This is a genomic window from Streptomyces sp. NPDC107559, assembly GCF_055657365.1.
This window is the reverse complement of the sequence record NZ_JBVKBD010000007.1, coordinates 179,999-202,168: the sequence shown is the minus strand read 5'-3', so window position 1 is coordinate 202,168 and position 22,170 is coordinate 179,999. Positions and strand designations below refer to the sequence as shown.

The window sequence follows — 22,170 nt, the reverse complement described above, 5'->3', positions numbered from 1 at the left end:
CGGCCGCGTCGTGCGGTACATGACGCACGAGATGCTCACCACCCTGCGCCCGCTGCTCGCCGCCGAGGCCCTGGCCGAGGCGCACGGCTCGGAGAGCGAGGCGGGGGACCTGGAGCAGGAGGTCTGGCTGCGCCTCCTGGAACGCCTCGCGGCCGGCGCGCCGCCGCACGACCCGCCGGCGTGGCTGCGCAAGGCCGTCCGCGCCGAGGCGCGCCGCTCGCGCCGCAGGACCCGCCGTGAACGGCCGTACGGCAGCGAGCCCGTCGCCGATCCCGGCCGCGGCCCCGAACAGCTCGTCCTCGGCGCCGCCGGCCACCGCACCCTGCGCGACGCGGTACGCCGGCTGCCCGGCCGCTGCCCCCGTCTGCTGGAGGCACTGCTCTCGCCGCAGGACCCGACCTACCGGGAGATCGCGGGGGAGTTGGGTATCTCACAGGGAAGTCTCGGGCCGGAACGTGCCAAATGTCTTGGTTGTCTTCGGCGTTTGCTTGCGCCGGAGGTTGCGGCTCGTGGAGTGCGGGGATAGGAGTGAGGAACAACCGGTGATCAGGTGAGCGGGAGGCGTGCGCACATGGGCATGAGCGTGACCATCTCGGTGGCGACCGAGCAGGACGTGGAGCAGATCTTCAGGTTGCAGTACCTGTGCTTCCAGAGCGAGGCGGCGCTGTACGGCAACTACCGCATCGACCCGCTCGTCCAGACCCTCGACTCGGTCCGCGCCGAGGTCGCCTCCGACTGCGTCTACGTGGCACGGCTGGGCGAGGAGGTCGTCGGATCGGTGCGCGGCCGGATCACCGAGGACGGCGCGGCCGCCATCGGCAAGCTCTGTGTCCACCCCCGCCTCCAGGGCCACGGCATCGGCGCCCGCCTGCTGGGCGCGGCCGAGTCGGCCCTCGCCGAGGAGCGCGGCGCCAAGAGGTTCCGCCTGTTCACCGGCCACCGCAGCGAGGGCAACCTGCGCCTGTACCGCCGGGTCGGCTACGAGTTGGTGGGCACGACCAAGGGCGGCGACGACGGCGTACCCATGATCATTCTGGAGAAGCCGGCCGGGACGTACGCGACGACTGCCTAGGGCCTTTCGTTTGGATCAGGCCGGCCATCACCGTTTTGACCGCCCGGCCCGACCCCCGTCCGGCGCTCGCCGGGTCCGGTGTGCCGCACCGGACCCCGGACGGGCGCTCAGTTCTGCTTCTGCGCCTTGCGGAGCCAGTACAGCGCCGACAGCGGCAGCAGTACGGGGATGAAGACGTACCCCATGCCGTACTTCGACCACACCGTCGCGTCCGGGAACGCGGAGGGGTCGACCAGGGTCCAGGTGCCGACGATCAGCACTCCCGCGAGCTCGGCGGCGCAGCACACCAGCGCCGCCCTGCGGGCCTTCTCCCCGCCGCGCACCAGCGAGTACGTGATGAATCCGTACACCGCGCCCGCCACCGCCGACAGCGTGTACGCGAGCGGCGCCCGGTCGAACTCGGTGGCGATCTGGTAGACGGACCGCGACACCGCGCCGACGACCATCACGCCGTACAGCCAGACCAGCAGAATGCCCGGCCCGCCGATGAGCCGTGCGGGCCTGTCGTTCGCCGTGGTCATCTCAGCCTCCCCAGATGTCATAGAGCCGCACCTCCAGGACGGCGAGGACGACACCGCCGGCCGCGACCGTCACCGAACCCCATCGTGTCCGCTCGGCCAGCGACATGAACCCCGCGGCCGGGATGCAGGCGAACGCGCCCAGCAGATACGCCACGAAGATCGTCGTGCCCTGCTCCGCCTTCTCGCCCCGAGCCAACTGCACGATCCCCACCACCAGCTGGACCAGCGCCAGCAGCGAGACCACGGCCATCCCGATGAAGTGCCAGTCCTTGGTCGGCTGGTCACGGTAGGCCGCCCAGCCGCACCAGGCGGCGAGCAGCAGCGCGGCGACACCGGTCGCCAGCGTCAGGGCATCAAGCATGCGGAGACCCTATTACGGCTCAAAAGGACCGCCGCGCCCGGGCCCGGCTGAGAGAGGACCGGCGGTGACCGGGCCCGTTGTCCGGCAGCCCTGCGCCGGTCCGGTCCTGCCGGCTCCGCCCGGGTCCTGCCGGGTTCGGCCTGGTCGGGCGGGTTTCGGGGGCATCGTAGGGTCTGAGGCATGACGATCCATGCCAAAGCCCTCCTGTTCGACAACGACGGCACCCTCGTCTCCACCCTCGCCTCGGTACGGCGCTGCTGGACCCGGTGGGTCGGGGAGTACGGGATCGACGCCGAGGCCTTCGCGTCGGTCGCGCTGCACGGACGGACCGCCGTGGAGATAGCCGCCGACCTGCTGCCCGCCGCCGTCGTGCCGGAGGCCGTCGCACGGATCGAACTCCTGGAGGTGGCGGACGTACCGAACGGGGGCGTGGAACTGCTGCCCGGCACCCGGGACTTCCTCGACTCGCTGCCCGCCGACCGGTGGGCCGTCGTGACCTCCGCCACCCTGCGCCTGGCCGAGGCCCGGCTCGACGCCGTCGGCATCCGGCCCAAGACGCTCGTCGCCGCCGACGACGTCACGCGCGGCAAGCCCGACCCCGAGCCCTATCTGCTCGCGGCCCGCCGCCTGGGTGTCGACCCGGCCGACTGCGTCGTCTTCGAGGACGCCCCCGCGGGGCTGACCTCCGGCCGCGCCGCCGGGATGACCACCGTGGCCTTGGCCACAACCCACCAGGCCCACGAGCTCGACGCGGACCTCGTCGTGAAGAACCTCTCGGCCTTGTCGGCACTGGTCACCGAGGGCGGTGTGGAGATCTCCGTCCGCCGGTGACGCGAGCCCGTCGCCGGACACAGGTGTCCGCATGCCGGACACCTGTGTCCTGTCAGGACCGTATGTCTGGTTAACTGACCGCATGACCACGACGAGCAGCCGCATCCTTGCGACCGAGGCGACCATGACGCCCGGTGCTCGTTGTATGTGTCGAATGTGCGCCTTCTAGAGGGCCCCCGCACCACCTGAGCCTCGCGCCCCGAAGCGAGACGCCGTGGCGTATCCGCGCGACCTTTGTCGCCGGTGAACGACGCCGCCCCGCGCACATGTTCTCCCCGGTTCCCACGCCACCGCGAGAACCTGCCGCGTCCCTGAACGAACGCACCCGTGCCCCGGGCATCCCCATGCCCGCGCACTCGACAGTGACGGAAATTTCAGTGATCACCACCTCGGGCCTGACCAAGGTCTACCGCTCCCGCGGCCGTGAGGTCACCGCCCTCGACGGCGTCGATCTGCACGTCCGCGAAGGCGAGGTGTACGGCGTCATCGGCCAGTCCGGCGCCGGCAAGTCCTCGCTCATCCGCTGCGTCAACCTGCTGGAACGCCCCACCGCCGGCACGGTCACCGTCGCCGGGCAGGACCTCACGGCCCTCGCCGGACGCGGACCGCGCGCGAGCAGGGAGCTGCGCCGGGCGCGCAGCCGGATCGGCATGGTCTTCCAGCACTTCAACCTGCTGTCCTCGCGGACCGTTCAGGACAACGTCGAGCTGCCGCTCGAAATCCTCGGGAAGTCCGGGAAGGAACGTTCCCGCAAGGCGCTGGAGCTGCTCGACCTCGTCGGTCTCGCCGACCAGGCCGGGGCCTACCCGGCGCAGCTCTCCGGAGGCCAGAAGCAGCGCGTCGGCATCGCCCGCGCCCTGGCCGGCGACCCGAAGGTGCTGCTGTCCGACGAGGCCACCAGCGCCCTCGACCCGGAGACCACCCGCTCGATCCTCCAGCTGCTGCGCGACCTCAACCGGCAGCTGGGGCTCACGGTCCTGCTCATCACCCACGAGATGGACGTCGTGAAGTCGGTCTGCGACTCGGCCGCCCTCATGGAGAACGGCCGGGTCGTCGAGTCCGGCACGGTCACCGACCTGCTCGCCACACCCGGCTCCGAACTGGCCGCGGCCCTCTTCCCCGTCACGGGCGAGGCCGCCGGCGCCGACCGCACGGTCGTCGACGTCACCTTCCACGGCGAGAGCGCCACCCAGCCGGTCATCTCCCAGCTGGCGCGCACCTACAACGTCGACGTCTCCATCCTCGGTGCCGCGATCGACACCGTCGGCGGCCTCCAGGTCGGCCGGATGCGCATCGAACTGCCCGGCCGCTTCGAGGAGAACGTCGTGCCCATCGGCTTCCTGCGCGAGCAGGGCCTCCAGATCGACGTGGTCGACACCCGGGCCCAGGCGCCCGCGCTGGTCGAGGAAGGTGCCAAGTGAGCTGGTCCGAGATGCAGCCCCTGCTGTCCCAGGCGTGTTGGGACACGCTCTACATGGTCGGCTGGTCCGTGCTGATCGCCGTCGTCGCCGGACTTCCGCTCGGCGTCCTGCTGGTCCTCACCGAGCGGGGCGGGCTGCTCCAGAACGTCGTCGCGAACAAGGCCATCGGGCAGGTCGTGAACGTCGTCCGCTCGATGCCGTTCATCATCCTGTTGCTCGCGCTGACGAACTTCACCCGCTGGATCACCGGGACGAGCCTCGGCCGCGAGGCCGCCATCGTGCCGCTCGCCATCGGCGCCATCCCGTTCTTCGCCCGCCTGGTCGAGACGGCCGTGCGCGAAGTGGACGGCGGGCTGGTCGAGGCCGTGCAGTCGATGGGCGGCAGCACCTGGACGATCGTGCGCAAGGTGCTCGTACCCGAGTCGCTGCCGTCGCTGATCTCCTCGGCGACCACCACGGTCGTGGCCCTCATCGGCTACTCCGCGATGGCCGGCACCGTCGGGGCCGGGGGACTGGGCGACCTCGCCATTCGCTACGGCTACCTGCGCTTCGAGACCGAGATGATGTGGATCATCGTCGCCATCCTCGCCGTGGTCATCTCCCTCATCCAGTTCGCAGGCGACTACGCCGCCCGCTCCCTGCACCGCCGCGGCGGCCGCTCCGGACCCGCCCCGAGGCTGCGGCTGCTCAAGCCCGCCGCGGCGGCGACGGGCAAGACGGGCTGACCCGTCCGGACCCGGTCTGCCGTCGCCACCGACTTCCCCAGATTTCCCCGCAGCACCTACCGCGGGGTTGCTCCACCCTTAAGGAAAGGCACTTTTCGTGCGTAACGCCACCAAGATCACCTCCGCCGTCCTCGCCACGGGAGCCCTCACCCTCGGGCTCAGCGCCTGCGGCTCCGACAAGGACTCCGCCGCCTCCGACTACAGCGGGCCGCTGGTCGTCGCCGCGACGCCCACCCCGCACGCCGAGATCCTCGACTACGTCAAGGACAACCTGGCGAAGAAGGCCGGCCTCGATCTCCAGGTCAAGGAGGTCACCGACTACATCACGCCGAACACGGCGACCGAGGACGGCTCGGTGGACGCCAACTACTTCCAGAGCAAGCCCTACCTCGCCGACTTCAACGCCAAGCGCGGCACCCACCTCGTGTCCGTCGCCGACGTCCACCTGGAGCCGCTCGGCCTCTACTCCCACAAGGTGAAGAGCGTCGACGCCCTCAAGAACGGTGCGACCGTCGCCGTCCCGAACGACGCCGACAACGAGTCCCGCGCCCTCAAGCTCCTCGCCGCCAACGGGCTGATCACCTTCAAGGACGGCGGCAAGGGCCAGGAGACCCCGCAGAGCATCGACAAGAACCCCAAGGGCCTGACGTTCAAGGAGGTCGAGGCCGCCCAGACGGTGCGCTCCCTGGACGACGTCGACGCCGCGGTCGTCAACGGCAACTACGCGCTCTCCGCCGGTCTCAAGCCGGCCAAGGAGGCCCTCGTCCTGGAGTCCGCGGAGGGCAACCAGTACGTGAACGTCCTCGCCGTCAAGAAGGGCGACGAGAAGGACCCGCGGGTCCAGAAGCTCGCCAAGCTCCTGAACTCCGCCGAGGTCAAGAAGTTCATCGAGGACAAGTACAACGGCTCGGTCATCGCCTCCTTCTAGGTCCCTGACGGCCCGCTGATCAGCCCGCCGCACGAGCGGCTCGCCGCACCACCGGACCGGCTCCCGCAAGGGAGTCGACCCGGTGGTGCGGTTCACTGCTTTCATGCTGCATGCTGGGCAGTTCAGCAGCACCTGACGACTCGAAGGTTACGGAGCGGCGCATGACGAGCACCTTCCCCAACATCTCCATCAGCACGGAGCGGTTGGTGCTGCGTCCCCTCGACGAGGACGACATCGCCGCCATGGCCGAGATGATGAACGACGAACAGGTCGCGGCCTGGACGAGCGTGCCCCAGCCGTTCACCCAGGACAACGCCCGCCGCTGGATCACCGGATACGCCCCCGCCGAACGCACCGCGGGACGCGGACTGGACCTCGCCGTCACCGAGTTCCTCACCCAGCGGCTGGTCGGCGTGATCCAGCTCGGCAAGACCAACTGGCACGTCCGGTCCACCGAACTGTCGTACATCGTCGCCTCCTGGGCCCGCGGCGAGGGCTACGCCTCCGAGGCGGCGCTCGCCACCGCCCAGTGGCTGTTCACGGACCAGAAGTTCGAGCGCATCGAACTGCGCACGGCCGCCGACAACACGGCCTCGCAGCAGGTCGCCCAGAAGATCGGCTGTATCAGCGAGGGCGTCCTGCGCAACGCCTGCATAGCGCGCATCCGGGCCGAGGACGGCACCTGGGCCGACACGCGCACCGACTTCATCGTCTGGAGCCTGCTGCCGGAGGACCTGGAGGGCGCGGGGGAGCAACTGTCCGACAGCGGCAGCTTCACGTCGTACACCGCCTACACCGACTGGAACTGAACCGGCACCCCGTCACCAGGTAGTCTCACGAAGGGCCCCCGTGGGCCGCCCCTCCCGACCACCTGCGCGAGACCCCTGGAGACTGACGACGATGGCCGACAGGGTCACGGTGATCGGCTGGGACGGCTCGCCGCTGACCGCCGCGGCACGCGCGGCCCTCGGCGCCGCCACGCTGGTCGCCGGCGCCGCGCATCACCTGGCACTGCCCGAGATCCCGCCCGGCGCCGAGCGCATCCGGCTGGGCAGCGTCGACCTCGCCGCCCGCCGGATCGCCGGCCATCGCGGCACCGCGGTGGTGCTCGCCGACGGCGACCCCGGTTTCTTCGGCGTCGTACGGAGTCTGCGCGCACCCGAGTTCGGGCTCGAGGTCGAGGTCGTGCCCGCCGTCTCCTCCGTGGCCACCGCGTTCGCCCGGGCCGGGATGCCCTGGGACGACGCCCAGGTGGTCGTCGCCCACCGCCGCACCCTGCGCCGCGCGGTGAACGTGTGCCGGGCGCACGCCAAGGTCGCCGTCCTCACCTCGCCCGGCGCCGGTCCCGCGGAACTCGGACTGCTGCTGGAGGGCGTCCACCGCACCTTCGTGATCTGCGAGGAGCTCGGCACCGAGCGCGAGCGGGTCGTCGTCGTCACCTCCGACAAGGCCGCCGACCACACCTGGCGCGACCCGAACCTCGTCATCGTCATCGGCGGACCGGTCGGCCGGGGCGCCGGCGGCGACGGCGGAGGCTGGATCGCCGGCCGTGATCCGGCCGCCGGACCACGCGGCTGGACCCTGCCGGCCGAGGCCTACGACGGACCGCTCGGCGAGGGCGAGACACAGCTGCTGCGGGCCGCCCAGCTCGCCCGGCTCGGCCCCCGGGTCGGCGACCTGGTGTGGGACATCGGCTGCGGCAGCGGCGCCTTCGCCACCGAGGCCGCGCGGGCCGGGGCCGCCGTCCTCGCCGTCGACCACGACCTGCGGGCCTGCGCCCGCACCGACGCCGCCGCCCGCCGCCACGGGGTGCAGCTCCAGATCGTCCACGGCACCGCCCCGCACGTCCTGGAGCGCCTGCCCGAACCCGACGTGGTCCGCGTCGCCGGCGGTGGAGCCGCCGTCGTCACCGCGGTCGCCGACCGGCGTCCGCAGCGGATCGTCACGCACGCGGCGAACCGCGACGCCGCCGAGGTCATCGGCCGGGACCTGACCGAACACGGTTACCGGGTCGAGTGCGCCCTGCTCCAGTCGGTCGAACTCGACACCCGGGTCTGGACGGAGCGGGAGCGGAGCGTGGCGTTCCTGCTCACCGGGGAACTGCCGCAGCGCGAAGGACCCCGCTGAGAGCCGGTGAACGCGCCGCGGGCGCGGCGCGGCCTGGCCGGCGGCGGGTCACGGGCGGACCTGCCCGATCGTGACCCGTGATCCTGTAGTCGTACCGCGCGCGGTAGGCTGGCCGATCGTTGTACCGCACCTGGGGACCCGTACATTCGTTCGCCAATGTCCGGAAAACCCGTCCGTTTTGGGGTGAGTGTGGTACGGCAAGAACCGGAGGACGCGCAACGTGGCGCAGTCCACAGCGGGCTGTCGCGGATCAACCTGTCGCGACGACGGAACGGCCGGGACAATGCCACCTAATGGCTTTGTCGCTTTTTACGGTCGGCTTGTTCGTGCCGCTGGGCACGCACGCTCGTTCTTCACTACGGGGGCGGTCGGTGCGCCGTTCCCGGTGAGCTGGTCGTAGAGGCACTAACCGATGGGCGAGGGGTACGCATGACCGACACCGGCCAGATCCCGGGCGAGGGGCTGCCGGAGAACTCAGGCATGGTGGAGCAGCCTGGCGTCTCCGCGCAGGGCGGGTACACCTACCTCTCCGAGACCACCGCCGAGGACGAAGACCTGCTGCTGCCGGGCGCCCAGAGCGCCTGGGGCAACGAAGTGGCTCCGCCGGCGCCGGAGCCGGTCGTCGAGACCCTTCACGAGCCGGGTGCGCACGAGCTGTCCGGCCGGGACACCGGCTCGGTCGACCTCGGCGGCGTCCGCCTTCCCAGCCCGACCACGCCGCCGGTCCAGGTGCAGCCCCGCAGACCCCTGCACCTCGGCCCGCCGATCCCGGACGCCTCCGCCAGCCCGGTCCGCTCCCTCGCCGACCGGGGCCCGGCAGGCGCGCCCGTACGCCACCCGGGACCCGCGACGATGGGCCCCGAGTACCTCGACGTACCGCCGGCGCGCGAGATGCCGGTGCCGGGCAACGCGCCCTGGGTCGGCCCGAGTCCGGTCCAGCCGTCGGCGGCAATGGTCGCGACCTCCGCGGCGACGGCCGCCCCGGTCGTGGAGCACCCGGTCGCCGCCCCTGCCGAAGCCCCGGTCGTGACGCACGCGGAGTACCCGGCGGCGGCACAGCCGGTCGTGGAGCAGCCGGTCGCGGCACAGCCGGTCATGGAACAGCCGGTCGTGGCACAGCAGCCCGAGCCGGTCGGCGTGGCCGAGGCCGTGATGGCCCGTATCGCCACCGAGGCGGGCGTCGCCACGGCACAGGCCGAGGGGCCGGGCCGGACGGACGAGCCCGCCTCCGGCCCGGAGCCGACGGCGGCCGAGGCCATGACCGCGGAGCACGGCTCGGGCACGGGAGTGGTGCCCGGACCGACGCACAGTCGGCCGGCCGGCCCCGCCGGGAACGAGGAACAGGTTCCGGACACCGCACCGGTCGTGGACGCGGCCCAGGTCCCCGGCGCCGCCGAGGCGACGGAGCAGGGCCCGGTCCCGGGCCCCGAGTCCGTCGTGGACCCCGGGCAGGCCGACGCCGCTGCCGTCGCAGCCCAGGAGCCAGTGGAATCCGTACCGGCCGCCGGTGCCGAGGACGCGGGCCAGGTCCCCGAGCCGTCCGACGCGGCCGCCGCCGAGCAGGCCGCGGAAGCGGTCGCCGCCGAGGCGACGACCGCGGCTCAGGAGACCCCGCAGAATCAGCAGACCCCCGAACCCGCGCCCGCCGTGCTGGAACAGGCCGCACCGGAGCAGGTCGTGGCGGAGCAGGCAGGGCCGGAGCAGCTCGTATCGGAGCAGGCCGTGCCGGAGCAGGTCGTGGCGGAGCAGGTCGTATCGGAACAGGCCGTGGCGGAGCAGGCAGGGCCGGAGCAGCTCGCTCCGGAGCAGGCCGCGCCCGCCGACGCCCTGGCGCCGGAGGCCGCCGGGACCGTGCCCGGTACCGAAGCCGAAGCCGTGGCCGCGCCGCAGGACGTACCGGCCGCCGACGCCGTCGTGCCCGAGGCACCCCAGGCGCCCCAGGTCCCGCAGCCGGCCGTCCCCGAGGACGCGTCCGCCGCCGCGCCCGTCCCGGACCCCGCCGCGGCCGTCGCCGCGCAGCCCGCGGGGACCCCCGAGGCGGTCGCCCCGGCCGCCGGGCCGGAGTCCGGCGTGTTCGCGCCCCTTCCGTCGGCCCTCGACGCGATGGGTCTCGCCCGTCCCGCGGCCGACACCCCGGAGCCGGCCGAGCCCGCCGCCGACCCGGCGCCCGCGCACCCCGGCGCCGCGGCACAGGTGCCGCCCGCCGCCGAGCCCGCCCCGCAGACCGCCGACGCTTCCGCGGCCGACCCGCGGGCCGAGGCCGGCCAGGACCAGGACCAGCCCGTGGGCCGGTTCGTCCCGGTCGAGGGCATGGTGCCGACCACCCCGCACCTCGCCCCGACCCCGCCGCACCCCATCGTCCTGCCCGCCCAGGAGCCGCAGGCACCGGTGGAGCAGGTCCCGCAGGCACAGACGCCGGGAGCGCAGATCCCGGAGCCCGTCGCCGTGGTCCCCGCCCCCCGGGAGGCCGAGCCGGCCCCCGGCCAGGCCGCCGAGGACGCGGAGCACGACGCGGGCGTCGTACAGCAGGCGGCGGACCTGGACACCAGGGGCGCCGTACAGGAAGACCAGGAAGAAGAGAGCACGGCCGCAGTGGAAGAAGCACGAGAGTCCACCGGCCCGGCGGCCCCCGGCTTCGCCGAAGCCGAGCGCGAGGCCGTGCTGCGGGTGATCCGCGAGCGCCGTGACATCCGCAACGGCTTCCGCAGCGACCCGATCCCGCACGAGGTGCTGCTGCGCGTCCTGGAGGCGGCCCACACGGCCCCCTCCGTGGGCCACTCGCAGCCCTGGGACTTCGTCGTGATCCGCTCGGCCGAGACCCGCCGCACCATGCACGAACTGGCCATGCGTCAGCGCGAGGCGTACGCCAAGTCGCTGCCCAAGGGCCGGGCCAAGCAGTTCAGGGAAATGAAGATCGAGGCGATCCTCGACACCCCCGTGAACGTCGTCGTCACCGCCGACCCGACCCGCGGCGGCCGCCACACCCTCGGCCGGCACACCCAGCCGCAGATGGCCCCGTACTCCGCCGCGCTCGCGGTGGAGAACTTCTGGCTCGCCGCCCGCGCCGAGGGCCTCGGCGTCGGCTGGGTCAGCTTCTTCGACGAGCGCGAGATGGTCCGCGCCCTCGGCCTGCCCGACCACCTGGAGGTCGTCGCCTACCTGTGCGTCGGGTACGTCGACGAGTTCCCGGAGGAGCCCGAGCTGATGCAGGCGGGCTGGTCCAAGCGCCGTCCCCTGTCGTGGGTGGTGCACGAGGAGACGTACGGCCGTCGCGCGCTGCCCGGCGAGGACCCGCACGACCTGCTCGCGGAGACCGTCGCCGGGATCCGCCCGCTGGACGCCAAGGCGCTCGGCGAGGCCTGGGAGCGGCAGAAGCGCATGACCAAGCCGGCCGGCGCGCTCGGCATGCTGGAGATCATCTCCGCGCAGCTGTCGGGCCTGTCCCGGCAGTGCCCGCCGCCGATCCCGGAGCCCGCGGCCGTCGCGATCTTCGCGGGCGACCACGGTGTGCACGCCCAGGGCGTCACCCCCTGGCCGCAGGAGGTCACGGCCCAGATGGTGGCCAACTTCCTGGGCGGGGGAGCGGTCTGCAACGCCTTCGCCGCACAGGTGGGCGCCGAGGTCTGCGTCATCGACGTGGGCGTCGCGGCCGACCTCCCGGCCACCCCCGGTCTGCTGCCGCGCAAGGTCCGCGCGGGCACCTCGGACATGACCACCGGCCCCGCGATGACCCGCGAGGAGGCCAAGCAGGCCATCGAGGTGGGCATCGAGACCGCCCGAGACCTGGTGGCGGCCGGCAACAAGGCGCTGCTCACCGGTGAGATGGGCATCGCCAACACCACCGCGTCGGCCGCCCTCATCTCCGTCTTCACCGGCGCCGACCCGGCCGAGGTCACCGGCCGCGGCACCGGCATCAACGACGAGACCCTCGCCCGCAAGACCGAAGTCGTGCGCCGCGCCCTGGAGTTCCACCAGCCCGACCCGGCCGACCCCATCGGCGTCCTCGCGGCCATCGGCGGCTTCGAACACGCGGCGATGGTCGGCCTGTTGCTGGGTGGCGCCTCGCTGCGCACCCCGGTGATCCTGGACGGCGTCAGCGCGGGCGCCGCAGCCCTGGTCGCCCGGGCGATCGCCCCGGAGGTCCTCGCGGCCTGCATCGCGGGTCACCGCAGCGCCGAGCCGGGCCATGTGGCGGCCCTCAACAAGCTGGGCCTGCGCCCCCTGGTCGACCTGGACCTGCGCCTGGGCGAGGGCACGGGCGCCCTGCTGGCGCTCCCGCTGGTGCAGAGCACGGCACGAGCGATGCACGAGGTGGCGACGTTCGACTCGGCGGGCGTCACCGAGAAGTAGCCCACCGCGGGGCGGGGTCGGGGCAGCCGGGCGTTCCGGTGCCCGCCCCCGCCCCCTGCCGTACCCCGCACCACGGCTAAAATTCGCACGTCAGGGCCGCTCCGGAGCTGTAGCGCCCTTCGCATCGCCAGGACGAGGACGAGGAGCCGCCCCGCATGGCCGAACACCCCGCCTACCCCGTAGGCCTCCGTCTGGCAGGCCGCCGCGTGGTCGTCCTCGGCGGCGGTCAGGTCGCCCAGCGCCGTCTCCCGGCGCTGATCGCGGCGGGCGCCGACATCCTCCTGGTGTCCCCCGAGGCGACTCCTTCCGTCGAGGCCATGGCGGACGCGGGCGAGATCGCCTGGCAGCGGCGCCCCTACGCCGACGGCGACCTCGCCGACGCCTGGTACGCGCTGATCGCCACCAGCGACCCGGAGGCGAACACCCGGGCCTCCGCCGAGGGCGAGGCGCACCGGGTCTGGTGCGTGCGCTCCGACGACGCCGACGCGGCGACCGCCTGGACCCCGGCCACCGGCCACAGCGAGGGCGTCACCGTGGCCGTGCTCACCACCGACGCGCGCGGCCGCGACCCCCGGCACACCGCCGCCGTCCGGGACGCGGTCGTGGAGGGGCTGCGCGACGGCACCCTCGTCGCCCCGCACCACCGCACCCGCACACCCGGCGTCGCCCTCGTCGGCGGCGGTCCCGGCGACCCGGACCTGATCACGGTCCGCGGGCGGCGGCTGCTCGCCGAGGCGGACGTCGTCATCGCCGACCGCCTCGGCCCGCGCGACCTGCTGGCCGAACTCCCGCCGCACGTCGAGGTGATCGACGCGGCGAAGATCCCGTACGGGCGTTTCATGGCCCAGGAGGCCATCAACAACGCGCTGATCGAGCACGCCAGGCAGGGCAGGTCCGTGGTCCGGCTGAAGGGCGGCGACCCGTACGTCTTCGGCCGTGGCATGGAGGAGCTCCAGGCGCTCGCCGAGGCGGGCATCCCGTGCACGGTCGTCCCGGGCATCTCCAGCTCGATCTCGGTGCCCGGCGCCGTCGGCATCCCGGTCACCCACCGCGGTGTCGCCCATGAGTTCACGGTGGTCAGCGGCCATGTCGCCCCCGGCGACGAGCGCTCCCTGGTCGACTGGCCCGCGCTCGCCCGGCTGACGGGTACGCTGGTCGTCCTCATGGGCGTCGACAAGATCGGCAAGATCGCCGAGACGCTCGTCGCGCACGGCAGGTCGCCGGACACCCCCGTCGCCCTGGTCCAGGAGGGCACGACGGCCGCCCAGCGCCGCGTCGACGCCACCCTCGCGACCGTCGCCGAGACGGTGCGCGCCGAGGACGTGCGGCCCCCGGCCGTCATCGTCATCGGCGACGTCGTCGGCGTGGGTCCCCGCACCACCGAGTAACCCCGGGTAACACAACCCGTTCCGAGCCGTTGGCACCACACCCAGGACAAGGCAGTATCACCCTGTGGCCGATCTCATCACCGTTGAGGACCCCGCCGACCCGCGTCTGAGCGACTACACGGGCCTGACCGACGTCGAGCTGCGCCGCAAGCGCGAGCCGGCCGAGGGCCTGTTCATCGCCGAGGGCGAGAAGGTCATCCGCCGGGCCAAGGACGCCGGGTACGAGATGCGCTCGATGCTGCTGTCCGCGAAGTGGGTCGACGTCATGCGCGACGTCATCGACGAGCTCCCGGCCCCCGTCTACGCGGTCAGCCCGGAGCTCGCCGAACGGGTCACCGGTTACCACGTGCACCGCGGCGCGCTCGCCTCCATGCAGCGCAAGCCGCTGCCGACGGCGGCCGAACTGCTGCGCTCCGCCCGCCGGGTGGCGGTCATGGAGTCGGTCAACGACCACACCAACATCGGCGCGATCTTCCGCTCGGCGGCCGCCCTCGGCATGGACGCGGTACTGCTCTCGCCCGACTGTGCCGACCCGCTCTACCGCCGCTCCGTCAAGGTCTCGATGGGCGCGGTCTTCTCGGTGCCCTACGCCCGCCTCGACACCTGGCCCAAGGGGCTCGACTCGGTCCGCGAGGCGGGCTTCACCCTGCTCGCCCTCACCCCGGACGAGAAGGCCAGGTCCCTCGACGAGGCCGCCCCGCACCGGATGGACCGGGTGGCCCTGATGCTCGGCGCGGAGGGCGACGGCCTGTCCACCCAGGCCCTCGTCGCCGCCGACGAATGGGTCCGCATCCCGATGGCCCACGGCGTCGACTCCCTCAACGTGGGCGCGGCGGCGGCGGTCGCCTTCTACGCGGTGGCCACGGGCCGCCCGACCGCCTGACCTGCAACCCTCCGGCTCCCGGCCCACCCGGGGACGTCTGCCGGGGCGGGCGTCGCCCGGGTCACTCCGGGCCGTCGGCCCGGAGCGTCGGCCCGTACCGTTGCTTCGGCTGCTTCTCGAACGACGGCGCGGGCGGGTGCGGCTGCGCGCCGGACCGTCGTACGACGTCGGCGCCGCCACCGAGTCCGCGGGCCGGCCCCTGGCAGCCCTGCACCACGCCGATGGCGAGCGCGACGAGCAGCGTCACCACGACGAACACGAACAGCCGCTGCCGCAGCAGCCGTGGATTCGCCGGCCGTCGGCCCGTCCCGGTGGTCCTGGGCGCGGGACGGCCCGCACCGCTGCGCGGCCCGGTGCGACCGCCGGTGCCCGACCGGGTGGTGTTGCGCGAGGCCGGGGTCGGTCGGGCGCCGGACCGGGACGCGGTGCCGTTGCCCCGCGGGCCGCTGCCGCCGCGCGACGGCGTCCCCCCGTTCCGGACGGCCGGGGCCGGACCGCGCGAGGGCGTGGGGGTGGCGCCCCGGGGCGGCGGAGTCCCCTGCGTTCCCGGATGTCCAGGCGTCCGCCGGGGGGCGGCCCGCAGCTGCTCCGGATAACTGGCCTCGGCCAGCCGCCCGGTGGGCCGGTCCGCCTCGCCGGCTCGCGGCGCGGGCGGCCGTCCGTCGGCCAGGCCCTGCGCCTCACGGGCCGCGATCTCCTTGAGCCGCAACGACAGTTCGAGCGTGCTGGGCCGTTCCTCGGGGTCCTTCGCCAGGCAGGCGCGCACCAGCGGGGCCAGCGCGTCGGGCACCCCGTGCAGATGAGCCTCCTCGTGCACCACCCGGTACAGCATCACCTCGGAACTGCCGTGCCCGAAAGGCGAGTCGGCGGTGGAGGCGTACGCGAGGGTGGCGCCCAGCGAGAACACGTCCGTCGCCGGGGTGACGGCGGCCCCGCGCACCTGCTCGGGGGCGAGGAAGCCGGGGGAGCCGACCGCGGTGCCGACGTGCGTGAGAGTGGAGGCCCCCGTCGCCCAGGCGATGCCGAAGTCGATGATCCGCGGCCCCTTGGGGGACAGCAGGATGTTGGACGGCTTCAGGTCCCGGTGCACCACCCCGGCCTCGTGCACCGCGACCAGGCCCTCCGACAGGGCCGCGCCGATCGCCGCCGCCTCGGCCGCGCCCAGCGGTCCCTCGTCGGCGACCTTGTCGTGCAGGGACGGGCCGGGCACGTACTGCGTGGCGAACCAGGGGCGGTCCGCGTCCAGGTCCGCGGCCACCAGCCGGGCCGTGCACCCGCCACGGATCCGCCGCGCCGCGGACACCTCGCGCGCGAACCGCGAGCGGAACTCCTGATCCTCCGCCAGATCGGGCCGGATCACCTTCAGCGCGACCCGCTGCCCCTTCTTGTCGGAGCCCAGGTAGACGACGCCCATGCCGCCCGCGCCGAGCCGTCTGTGAAGCCTGAACGAGCCGACGACGCGCGGGTCCTCGCGCCTCAGGCGCATCATCGCCATGTTCATCCCCGCTGCCCGGTCCGTGTGACGTGCCACAGCTTACGTTTCCACAGCCGCCTGCGCGCAGAGGCCGCGCCCTCTCGGCCGGATGGATTGTGCTTGTGGGGCCCGGGATATGAGGAGTGGTCAGAGAGCCGGACAGCAGAGTCACTTTGAGCCACTCGACTCGTCAACATCGCGCCATAGAAGGGGTGTTGGGCACGAGAGAGACGGCAGTCCGGAGTGTGCCGGGCGCACCGCGCGGCGGACACGGACGCACCGCACGACGGTGGGCGGCACGGGCCGCCGGGCGGGGTCCGGGGTGTCCCGAGATGTGCGGGAAGTGAGCGAAGTCACCGTCTGGGAGCCCCCTGAACCCCTCCCATGACGCGGAAGCCGGATCGTCCGTACGGTCCCGCTCCCGGCGTACCGGAGTGCGGGCCTCGGCCGGACCGGCCCCGGGTCCCGTGCGGACAGTCCGGAAAAGCGGGGGCACACCGGGCGTCCCCTCGGGGATGACCCCGAGACCTGGAACCGCGTCTCCACCCTGCGGAGTACACCGCAGGTCACGGCTCATCCTCGGGGAGGCCCGTCAATCGGTACGAGGGCATGACGCCCGGCAGGCGCCGCGCATCTAGATTTGAGGTCAAGCGGCGGGTGCAGCACTCGTCCCCCGAGGTCAGACACCCGCCGCTGCCGACGACAACGCAACACGGTCAGGAGAGGGACCATGGCCCACACGGCACCGCGGACGACGATCCGTACCCAGGGGCGCTTCGCGCGCCCACGCCGCACGGGCCGTCGCCACCCATTGGTGGCGACCCTCATGGCCCTTCCCCTGGCGGCTCTGCTCCTGCTGGTCTTCGACGGCTGGGAGACGGTGGCCACACAGGCGTCGTCCGTGGGAGTGATGCTGGGGCGCTGAGCGGCGACCCCAGGCCCGGAAGAGCGGTCCGGGCGGGGACATCCACCCATGAAACCCCGTGGGGACGGGGGTGCGGCGGACGGCAGACAATGCCGGCGCAGCTGGGGAGCTGCGCCGGCATTGCCGTTTTCCCGTCGGCTCGACCCGGGTGCCGTGCGGCCCCCGACCTGGTGTGCGTACGCTCCGGCCAGAGCCGTACGACGCTCCGATCCGGTTTGCGTACGCTCCGGCCAGAGCCGTACGACGCTGGGGGATCCGTGACCGCCGACCTGCTGCTGCCCGCACTCGCCGTGAAGGCCCGGGCCGCGGCCCATCCCGAGGGCGCCCCCTGTCTCTGCGGCGCCCCCACCACCCTGGCCGACCGCCCGGACGCCACCGTCGTCCGGCATGCCGGGACCGTCGCCAAGGCGCACGCCCCGGACACCGCCCACACCGAACTGGCCCTCCGGCTCCGCCTGGCCACCACCCTCCCGGACGTCCTGCTGCCTCCGCTGGAGCCGGGCCCGGCCTCGGTCGACGGCCGGCTCGTGACCCTCTGGCCGTACGGCAGCCCCGTGGACCCGGACGACCCCGACGCCGCTCCCTGGGAGGCGGCGGGCACCCTCCTCGCCCGGCTGCACCGCACCCCGGTACCGGCCGCCCCGTACGCACCGCCCCCGATGCGCGGCCCCGCCAAGGCGGCCCGTGCCGTGGCCCTGCTGCGTGCCACGCCCGCCCCGCATCCGGCCGTCCGCCCGGTCCTGCGCGCCTGGGCCACCCTCCCCGCCTGGGCCCGTGACGCGGCCCCGATGCCCGAGCGGACCACCCTGTGCCACGGCGACCTGCACCTCGGCCAGCTCGTACGGCACCCGGCCCCGGACGGTCCCTGGCGGCTGATCGACATCGACGACCTCGGCACCGGCGTCGCGGCCTGGGACCTGGCGCGCCCCGCCGCCTGGTACGCCTGCGGACTGCTCCCGCCCGGCGAATGGACCCGGTTCCTGACCGCCTACCGCGCGGCGGCGGGCCCAGCCGTGCCCGCGGACGGCGATCCCTGGCCCGCCCTGGACGTTCCGGCCCGTGCCCTGACCGTGCAGAGCGCCGCCCGGGCCGTGGCCAAGGCGATCGCTGCGGACCGGCCCCTGGACGAAGTGGAACTGTCCGTTGTCGACGCTTGTGTCCGAATGGGCGCGATCCCCGTGGAGTTGGGAGGGGACTTCGCGAAGTAGGGTGCAACCGACCGCGGCCGGGCAGAGTCTGTCCCGGTGAGACGCGAAGCAGGACCGATCGACGAGGAGTTGAGCCGACCATGCATTGTCCGAAGTGCCATGCGCCGATGCACACGTACAACCGCAACGGTGTCCAGATCGAGCAGTGCAGTGGCTGCCGGGGGATCTTCCTCGACTACGGCGAGCTGGAGGCGCTGACCCGACTGGAGTCCCAGTGGACCCAGCCCGCGCCGCCGCCGGCCGCTCCGCAGGCGTACCCCGCGCCGTCGGCGCCCGCCTGGGGCGCTCCGCACGGCGGCGGGCACGGCGGAGGCCACCACGGCGGCGGGCACTACGGCGGCCACCACCGTCACAAGAGCTTCGGCCACATGCTGTTCTCGTCCTGACACGAGGAATCCCCCGGCCGTACGCGACGGCCGGGGGATCCGGTGTGTGGACGATACTGGGATTGAACCAGTGACCTCTTCCGTGTCAGGGAAGCGCTCTCCCGCTGAGCTAATCGTCCTCGGGACCATGATGACTCCAGGAAGTCGATCACGGGCACTGCGTGCGCGATACTGGGATTGAACCAGTGACCTCTTCCGTGTCAGGGAAGCGCTCTCCCGCTGAGCTAATCGCGCGGGGATCCTTGCGGATCGAAGCCCTTTCGGGCCAGTGGACGATACTGGGATTGAACCAGTGACCTCTTCCGTGTCAGGGAAGCGCTCTCCCGCTGAGCTAATCGTCCTTGGAGGTGGAGACGGGATTTGAACCCGTGTAGACGGCTTTGCAGGCCGTTGCCTCGCCTCTCGGCCACTCCACCAGGAGTGTAGGGGATCGGGAAGACCCCTAGTTCCTTCGAGCGGACGACGAGGCTCGAACTCGCGACCTCAACCTTGGCAAGGTTGCGCTCTACCAACTGAGCTACGTCCGCTTGTCGTTTCCGTTCCGCTTGCGCGTCCCGGCGACGTGTTGAACTCTAGCGGATTCCCGGGCCAGCACAAAAACGCGTTTGCGCAGCGTGCTGCCCTGCGTCTCCCCGCAGACCTGACGAGGCCCCCCGCAAGAGCTCCGCACAAGGACACGGCAGGGCCACCTGAACGTCACCCGCCTAGACTCTTCAACGTGCTCGACCTCCCTCCCCTCGCCCGCTTCGGCGACCGTGTCGCCACCGGCCTGCTCGACGTGACCAGCGACCCCGCAGCCCTGGACTCGGCCGGTTTCTGGGCCGTCTGTGCCGACTTCGAGGGCCGTCTGACCTGCGCCCGGTTCGCGGACGTACGGAGGGAGCCGGTGCCGGTCCCGGTACCGGGCGGCTGGCGCGGACCGGCGGTCGCCGACTGGACCTCCTCCCTCGACCGCGCCGCCTACACGGCCGGCGTCCGGCGGATCCGCGAGCACATCGCGGCCGGCGAGGTGTACCAGGCGAACCTCTGCCGGGTGCTGTCCGCGCCGGTGGCGCCCGACGCCGATGTGGCCGCCCTCACCGCGCTGCTCGCCCGCGGCAACCCGGCACCGTACGCAGGAACGATTCGGCTGCCCCGGCACGGCGTGGAGATCGCCACTGCCTCGCCCGAGCTCTTCCTGCGCCGCGACGGCCGTACGGTCGAGTCCGGACCGATCAAGGGCACCGGCCGCACCGAGGCGGACCTGCTGGAGAAGGACTACGCCGAGAACGTGATGATCGTGGACCTGGTCCGCAACGACATCGGGCAGGTCTGCGCCACCGGCAGCGTCAGCGTCCCCGACCTGTGCGCCGTCGAGAAGCACCCCGGCCTGGTCCACCTCGTCTCCACGGTCCGCGGCGAACTGCGCCCGGGCACCGGCTGGCCGGAACTGCTCGCCGCCGCCTTTCCGCCCGGCTCGGTCACCGGCGCCCCCAAGTCCAGCGCCCTGCGGATCATCTCCGCCCTGGAGACGGCGCCCCGCGGCCCGTACTGCGGCGGCATCGGCTGGGTCGACGCCGACCGCGGCGAGGGCGAGCTGGCCGTCGGCATCCGCACCTTCTGGATCGACCGCGCCGAAGGCGTCCTGCGCTTCGGCACCGGAGCCGGCATCACCTGGGGGTCCGACCCCGAGGCGGAGTGGCGGGAGACCGAACTGAAGGCGTCCCGGCTGCTCGCGGTAGCGTCGGGAACGTACGAGGCAAGCGCAGATGGAGAGGCACTTACGTGAAGATCTGGCTGGACGGAGGACTGCGGGACGCCGAGTCCGCCCGGGTGTCCGTCTTCGACCACGGACTGACCGTGGGCGACGGCATCTTCGAGACGGTGAAGACGGTCGAAGGCAGGCCCTTCGCGCTCACCCGGCACCTCGACCGGCTCACCCGGTCCGCGCGCGGCCTGGGCCTGCCCGACCCCGACCTCGACGAGGTCCGCCGTGCCTGCGCCGCCGTCATCGAGGCCAACCCGATGCCGCTCGGCCGACTGCGCATCACGTACACCGGCGGCCACGGTCCGCTGGGCTCCGACCGCGGCGCGCACGGCCAGACCCTCGTCGTCGCCCTCGGTGAGACCAGCCGCCGCGCCGACTCCACCGCCGTCGTCACGGTCCCCTGGACCCGCAACGAACGCGGCGCGCTCACCGGCCTGAAGACCACCTCGTACGCCGAGAACGTCGTCGCCCTGGCCCGCGCGCACGCGCACGGTGCCTCCGAGGCCCTCTTCGCCAACACCGTGGGACAGCTCTGCGAGGGCACGGGCTCCAATGTCTTCGTCGTCCTCGACGGTGAGATCCACACCCCGCCGGTCGCCTCCGGCTGTCTCGCGGGCATCACGCGCGCGCTGGCGGTCGAGTGGACCGGTGCCAGGGAGACCGAGCTGCCGCTGGACGTCCTGGAGCGCGCGGAGGAGGTCTTCCTGACCTCCACCCTGCGCGACGTCCAGGCCGTGCACCGCGTCGACGGGCGCGAACTCCCCGGCGCGCCGGGCCCCGTGACCGCCAAGGCCATGCGGATCTTCGACGAGCGGTCGGGGCACGACCTCGATCCCTGACCGAGGCATGTGTGACGTGTGACACGGTCAGGCCGGGGAGGTGGGGCGTCCCGGGAAACAATTCGGCTGTCCCGAGGCGCGGTACCGGGTAGAACACCCCTGATGACCACGACCCTGCGGCCGACCGAGCCGCTCCAGCGCGCCGCCGACGGACCGCGCTCACGCCACTACCAGGTGTGCGTGAACAGCCGTCCCGTGGGCGCGATCCACCTCGGCACCTCCCCGAGCCTCGGCGAGTCGGTGGCCCGCATCCTGGACCTGCGCATCGAGGAGCCGGACCGCCGGCGCGGCCGGGGCACGGTCGCCGCGCTCGCCGCCGAGGAGGTGGTGCGCGGCTGGGGCTGCCGGCAGATCGAGGCGATCGTCCCCGAGGACGCCCCGACGGCGGCGCGGCTCGCCACGAACCTGGGCTACGTCCTGCGCAACCGCATCATGGCCAAACCGCTCTCCGGCGCCGCGCCGCAGCTGCCCGCCGGCAGTCGGGCGCGGCCCATGACGGAGGACGAGTTCGAGACCTGGCAGGCGTACGAGTCGCAGGCGTACGCGCAGGAGTGGATCGAGCGGGGCCTGCCCGAGGCCGAGGCGTACGCCAAGTCGCGCCGGGACCACGCGCATCTGCAGACGCAAGGGGCCGCCACCCCGGGCAACACGTTCAGCGTCCTGGAGCACGAGGGGACCCGGGTGGGCGTCCTGTGGCTGGGCTGGCGCGACGGCGATGCCTTCGTCTACGACGTGGAGGTCGACGCCGGCCGTCGCGGCCACGGACACGGCCGTACGCTCATGCTGCTGGCGGAGGTCCAGGCGATCGCCGGGGGCAGCCGCAGCCTTGGCCTCAACGTGTTCGCCGGGAACACCCCGGCCGAGCGGCTGTACGAGTCGCTCGGCTACGAGACCCGACAGCGCATCTTCTACAAGCACCTGCTGTAGGCCCGGTCGGGGTCCGCGGCCGGATGCGGCTGGTTTCCGGATCGGAAGGGATTCCGG

Annotated in this window: 20 protein-coding genes and 5 tRNA genes; 17 read left to right on the top strand and 8 right to left on the bottom strand. The window is 73.0% G+C overall.

Features of this window, described 5'->3' with window-relative positions; genetic code table 11:
* The first annotated feature begins 19 nt into the window (after nucleotides 1–19).
* Nucleotides 20–526 (top strand): RNA polymerase sigma factor, encoded by a 507-nt coding sequence (locus ACZ7OY_RS22200; protein WP_471912933.1) that lies wholly within the window; start codon nucleotides 20–22, stop codon nucleotides 524–526.
* A 45-nt stretch (nucleotides 527–571) separates the two neighbouring features.
* Nucleotides 572–1,072 (top strand): GNAT family N-acetyltransferase, encoded by a 501-nt coding sequence (locus tag ACZ7OY_RS22195; RefSeq protein WP_471912932.1) that lies wholly within the window; start codon nucleotides 572–574, stop codon nucleotides 1,070–1,072.
* Nucleotides 1,073–1,179: 107 nt separating this feature from the next.
* Here ACZ7OY_RS22195 and ACZ7OY_RS22190 read toward each other — a convergent pair whose 3' ends face one another.
* Together ACZ7OY_RS22190 and ACZ7OY_RS22185 are read right to left on the bottom strand one after the other, a co-directional pair.
* Nucleotides 1,180–1,593 (bottom strand): hypothetical protein, encoded by a 414-nt coding sequence (locus ACZ7OY_RS22190; RefSeq protein ID WP_351621094.1) that lies wholly within the window; start codon nucleotides 1,591–1,593, stop codon nucleotides 1,180–1,182.
* Nucleotide 1,594: 1 nt separating this feature from the next.
* On the bottom strand, nucleotides 1,595–1,954 hold the full coding sequence (locus tag ACZ7OY_RS22185; RefSeq protein ID WP_152887910.1) for a hypothetical protein: 360 nt from the start codon (nucleotides 1,952–1,954) through the stop codon (nucleotides 1,595–1,597).
* Nucleotides 1,955–2,134: 180 nt separating this feature from the next.
* On the opposite strand from ACZ7OY_RS22185, the gene ACZ7OY_RS22180 reads away from it, so the two are divergent.
* The 9 genes from ACZ7OY_RS22180 (at nucleotide 2,135) to ACZ7OY_RS22140 (ending at nucleotide 14,607) form a co-directional block, all read left to right on the top strand.
* Nucleotides 2,135–2,785, top strand: coding sequence for an HAD family hydrolase (locus ACZ7OY_RS22180; protein WP_471912931.1), 651 nt, complete (start codon nucleotides 2,135–2,137; stop codon nucleotides 2,783–2,785).
* 377 nt (nucleotides 2,786–3,162) lie between these two features.
* Nucleotides 3,163–4,206, top strand: a complete 1,044-nt coding sequence (locus ACZ7OY_RS22175; protein WP_471912930.1) for a methionine ABC transporter ATP-binding protein — start codon at nucleotides 3,163–3,165, stop codon at nucleotides 4,204–4,206.
* Nucleotides 4,203–4,931 (top strand): methionine ABC transporter permease, encoded by a 729-nt coding sequence (locus tag ACZ7OY_RS22170; protein WP_471912929.1) that lies wholly within the window; start codon nucleotides 4,203–4,205, stop codon nucleotides 4,929–4,931. Before ACZ7OY_RS22175 ends, ACZ7OY_RS22170 begins: the two co-directional genes overlap by 4 nt.
* Before the next feature lie 97 nt (nucleotides 4,932–5,028).
* A complete protein-coding gene (locus ACZ7OY_RS22165) occupies nucleotides 5,029–5,859 on the top strand; it encodes a MetQ/NlpA family ABC transporter substrate-binding protein (protein ID WP_471912928.1) in 831 nt (276 codons plus the stop codon).
* Between the two features lie 161 nt (nucleotides 5,860–6,020).
* Nucleotides 6,021–6,668, top strand: a complete 648-nt coding sequence (locus tag ACZ7OY_RS22160; protein ID WP_471912927.1) for a GNAT family N-acetyltransferase — start codon at nucleotides 6,021–6,023, stop codon at nucleotides 6,666–6,668.
* A gap of 91 nt (nucleotides 6,669–6,759) precedes the next feature.
* A complete protein-coding gene (gene cbiE / locus ACZ7OY_RS22155) occupies nucleotides 6,760–7,986 on the top strand; it encodes a precorrin-6y C5,15-methyltransferase (decarboxylating) subunit CbiE (RefSeq protein ID WP_471912926.1) in 1,227 nt (408 codons plus the stop codon).
* Between the two features lie 429 nt (nucleotides 7,987–8,415).
* A complete protein-coding gene (gene cobT, locus ACZ7OY_RS22150; protein WP_471912925.1) occupies nucleotides 8,416–12,336 on the top strand; it encodes a nicotinate-nucleotide--dimethylbenzimidazole phosphoribosyltransferase in 3,921 nt (1,306 codons plus the stop codon).
* Between the two features lie 155 nt (nucleotides 12,337–12,491).
* Entirely contained in the window at nucleotides 12,492–13,724 is a 1,233-nt protein-coding gene (gene cobA / locus ACZ7OY_RS22145) for a uroporphyrinogen-III C-methyltransferase (RefSeq protein ID WP_471912924.1), read from the top strand.
* Nucleotides 13,725–13,788: 64 nt separating this feature from the next.
* Nucleotides 13,789–14,607, top strand: coding sequence for a TrmH family RNA methyltransferase (locus tag ACZ7OY_RS22140; protein WP_351623034.1), 819 nt, complete (start codon nucleotides 13,789–13,791; stop codon nucleotides 14,605–14,607).
* A gap of 61 nt (nucleotides 14,608–14,668) precedes the next feature.
* On the opposite strand, the gene ACZ7OY_RS22135 is transcribed toward ACZ7OY_RS22140, so the two are convergent.
* Entirely contained in the window at nucleotides 14,669–16,108 is a 1,440-nt protein-coding gene (locus tag ACZ7OY_RS22135) for a serine/threonine-protein kinase (protein ID WP_471913135.1), read from the bottom strand.
* A gap of 703 nt (nucleotides 16,109–16,811) precedes the next feature.
* On the opposite strand from ACZ7OY_RS22135, the gene ACZ7OY_RS22130 reads away from it, so the two are divergent.
* The 3 genes from ACZ7OY_RS22130 (at nucleotide 16,812) to ACZ7OY_RS22120 (ending at nucleotide 18,600) form a co-directional block, all read left to right on the top strand.
* Nucleotides 16,812–17,006, top strand: a complete 195-nt coding sequence (locus ACZ7OY_RS22130) for a hypothetical protein (protein ID WP_471912923.1) — start codon at nucleotides 16,812–16,814, stop codon at nucleotides 17,004–17,006.
* Nucleotides 17,007–17,263: 257 nt separating this feature from the next.
* Nucleotides 17,264–18,214 (top strand): phosphotransferase, encoded by a 951-nt coding sequence (locus ACZ7OY_RS22125; protein ID WP_471912922.1) that lies wholly within the window; start codon nucleotides 17,264–17,266, stop codon nucleotides 18,212–18,214.
* A gap of 80 nt (nucleotides 18,215–18,294) precedes the next feature.
* A complete protein-coding gene (locus ACZ7OY_RS22120; protein WP_471912921.1) occupies nucleotides 18,295–18,600 on the top strand; it encodes a TFIIB-type zinc ribbon-containing protein in 306 nt (101 codons plus the stop codon).
* Between the two features lie 47 nt (nucleotides 18,601–18,647).
* Here the strand turns inward: ACZ7OY_RS22120 and ACZ7OY_RS22115 are convergent.
* The 5 genes from ACZ7OY_RS22115 to ACZ7OY_RS22095 form a co-directional block, all read right to left on the bottom strand.
* Nucleotides 18,648–18,719 (bottom strand) — tRNA-Val (locus tag ACZ7OY_RS22115).
* A 43-nt stretch (nucleotides 18,720–18,762) separates the two neighbouring features.
* A tRNA-Val gene (locus tag ACZ7OY_RS22110) sits at nucleotides 18,763–18,834 on the bottom strand.
* 35 nt (nucleotides 18,835–18,869) lie between these two features.
* Nucleotides 18,870–18,941, bottom strand: a tRNA-Val gene (locus ACZ7OY_RS22105).
* Between the two features lies 1 nt (nucleotide 18,942).
* Nucleotides 18,943–19,016: transfer RNA gene (locus ACZ7OY_RS22100), tRNA-Cys, on the bottom strand.
* Nucleotides 19,017–19,054: 38 nt separating this feature from the next.
* Nucleotides 19,055–19,127, bottom strand: a tRNA-Gly gene (locus ACZ7OY_RS22095).
* Nucleotides 19,128–19,318: 191 nt separating this feature from the next.
* On the opposite strand from ACZ7OY_RS22095, the gene ACZ7OY_RS22090 reads away from it, so the two are divergent.
* The 3 genes from ACZ7OY_RS22090 (at nucleotide 19,319) to ACZ7OY_RS22080 (ending at nucleotide 22,113) form a co-directional block, all read left to right on the top strand.
* Complete coding sequence (locus ACZ7OY_RS22090) at nucleotides 19,319–20,368, top strand: chorismate-binding protein (RefSeq protein WP_471912920.1); 1,050 nt, start codon at nucleotides 19,319–19,321, stop codon at nucleotides 20,366–20,368.
* Nucleotides 20,365–21,186, top strand: coding sequence for an aminotransferase class IV (locus ACZ7OY_RS22085; RefSeq protein ID WP_471912919.1), 822 nt, complete (start codon nucleotides 20,365–20,367; stop codon nucleotides 21,184–21,186). Before ACZ7OY_RS22090 ends, ACZ7OY_RS22085 begins: the two co-directional genes overlap by 4 nt.
* 102 nt (nucleotides 21,187–21,288) lie before the next feature.
* Nucleotides 21,289–22,113, top strand: coding sequence for a GNAT family N-acetyltransferase (locus ACZ7OY_RS22080; RefSeq protein ID WP_471912918.1), 825 nt, complete (start codon nucleotides 21,289–21,291; stop codon nucleotides 22,111–22,113).
* Nucleotides 22,114–22,170: the final 57 nt, after the last annotated feature.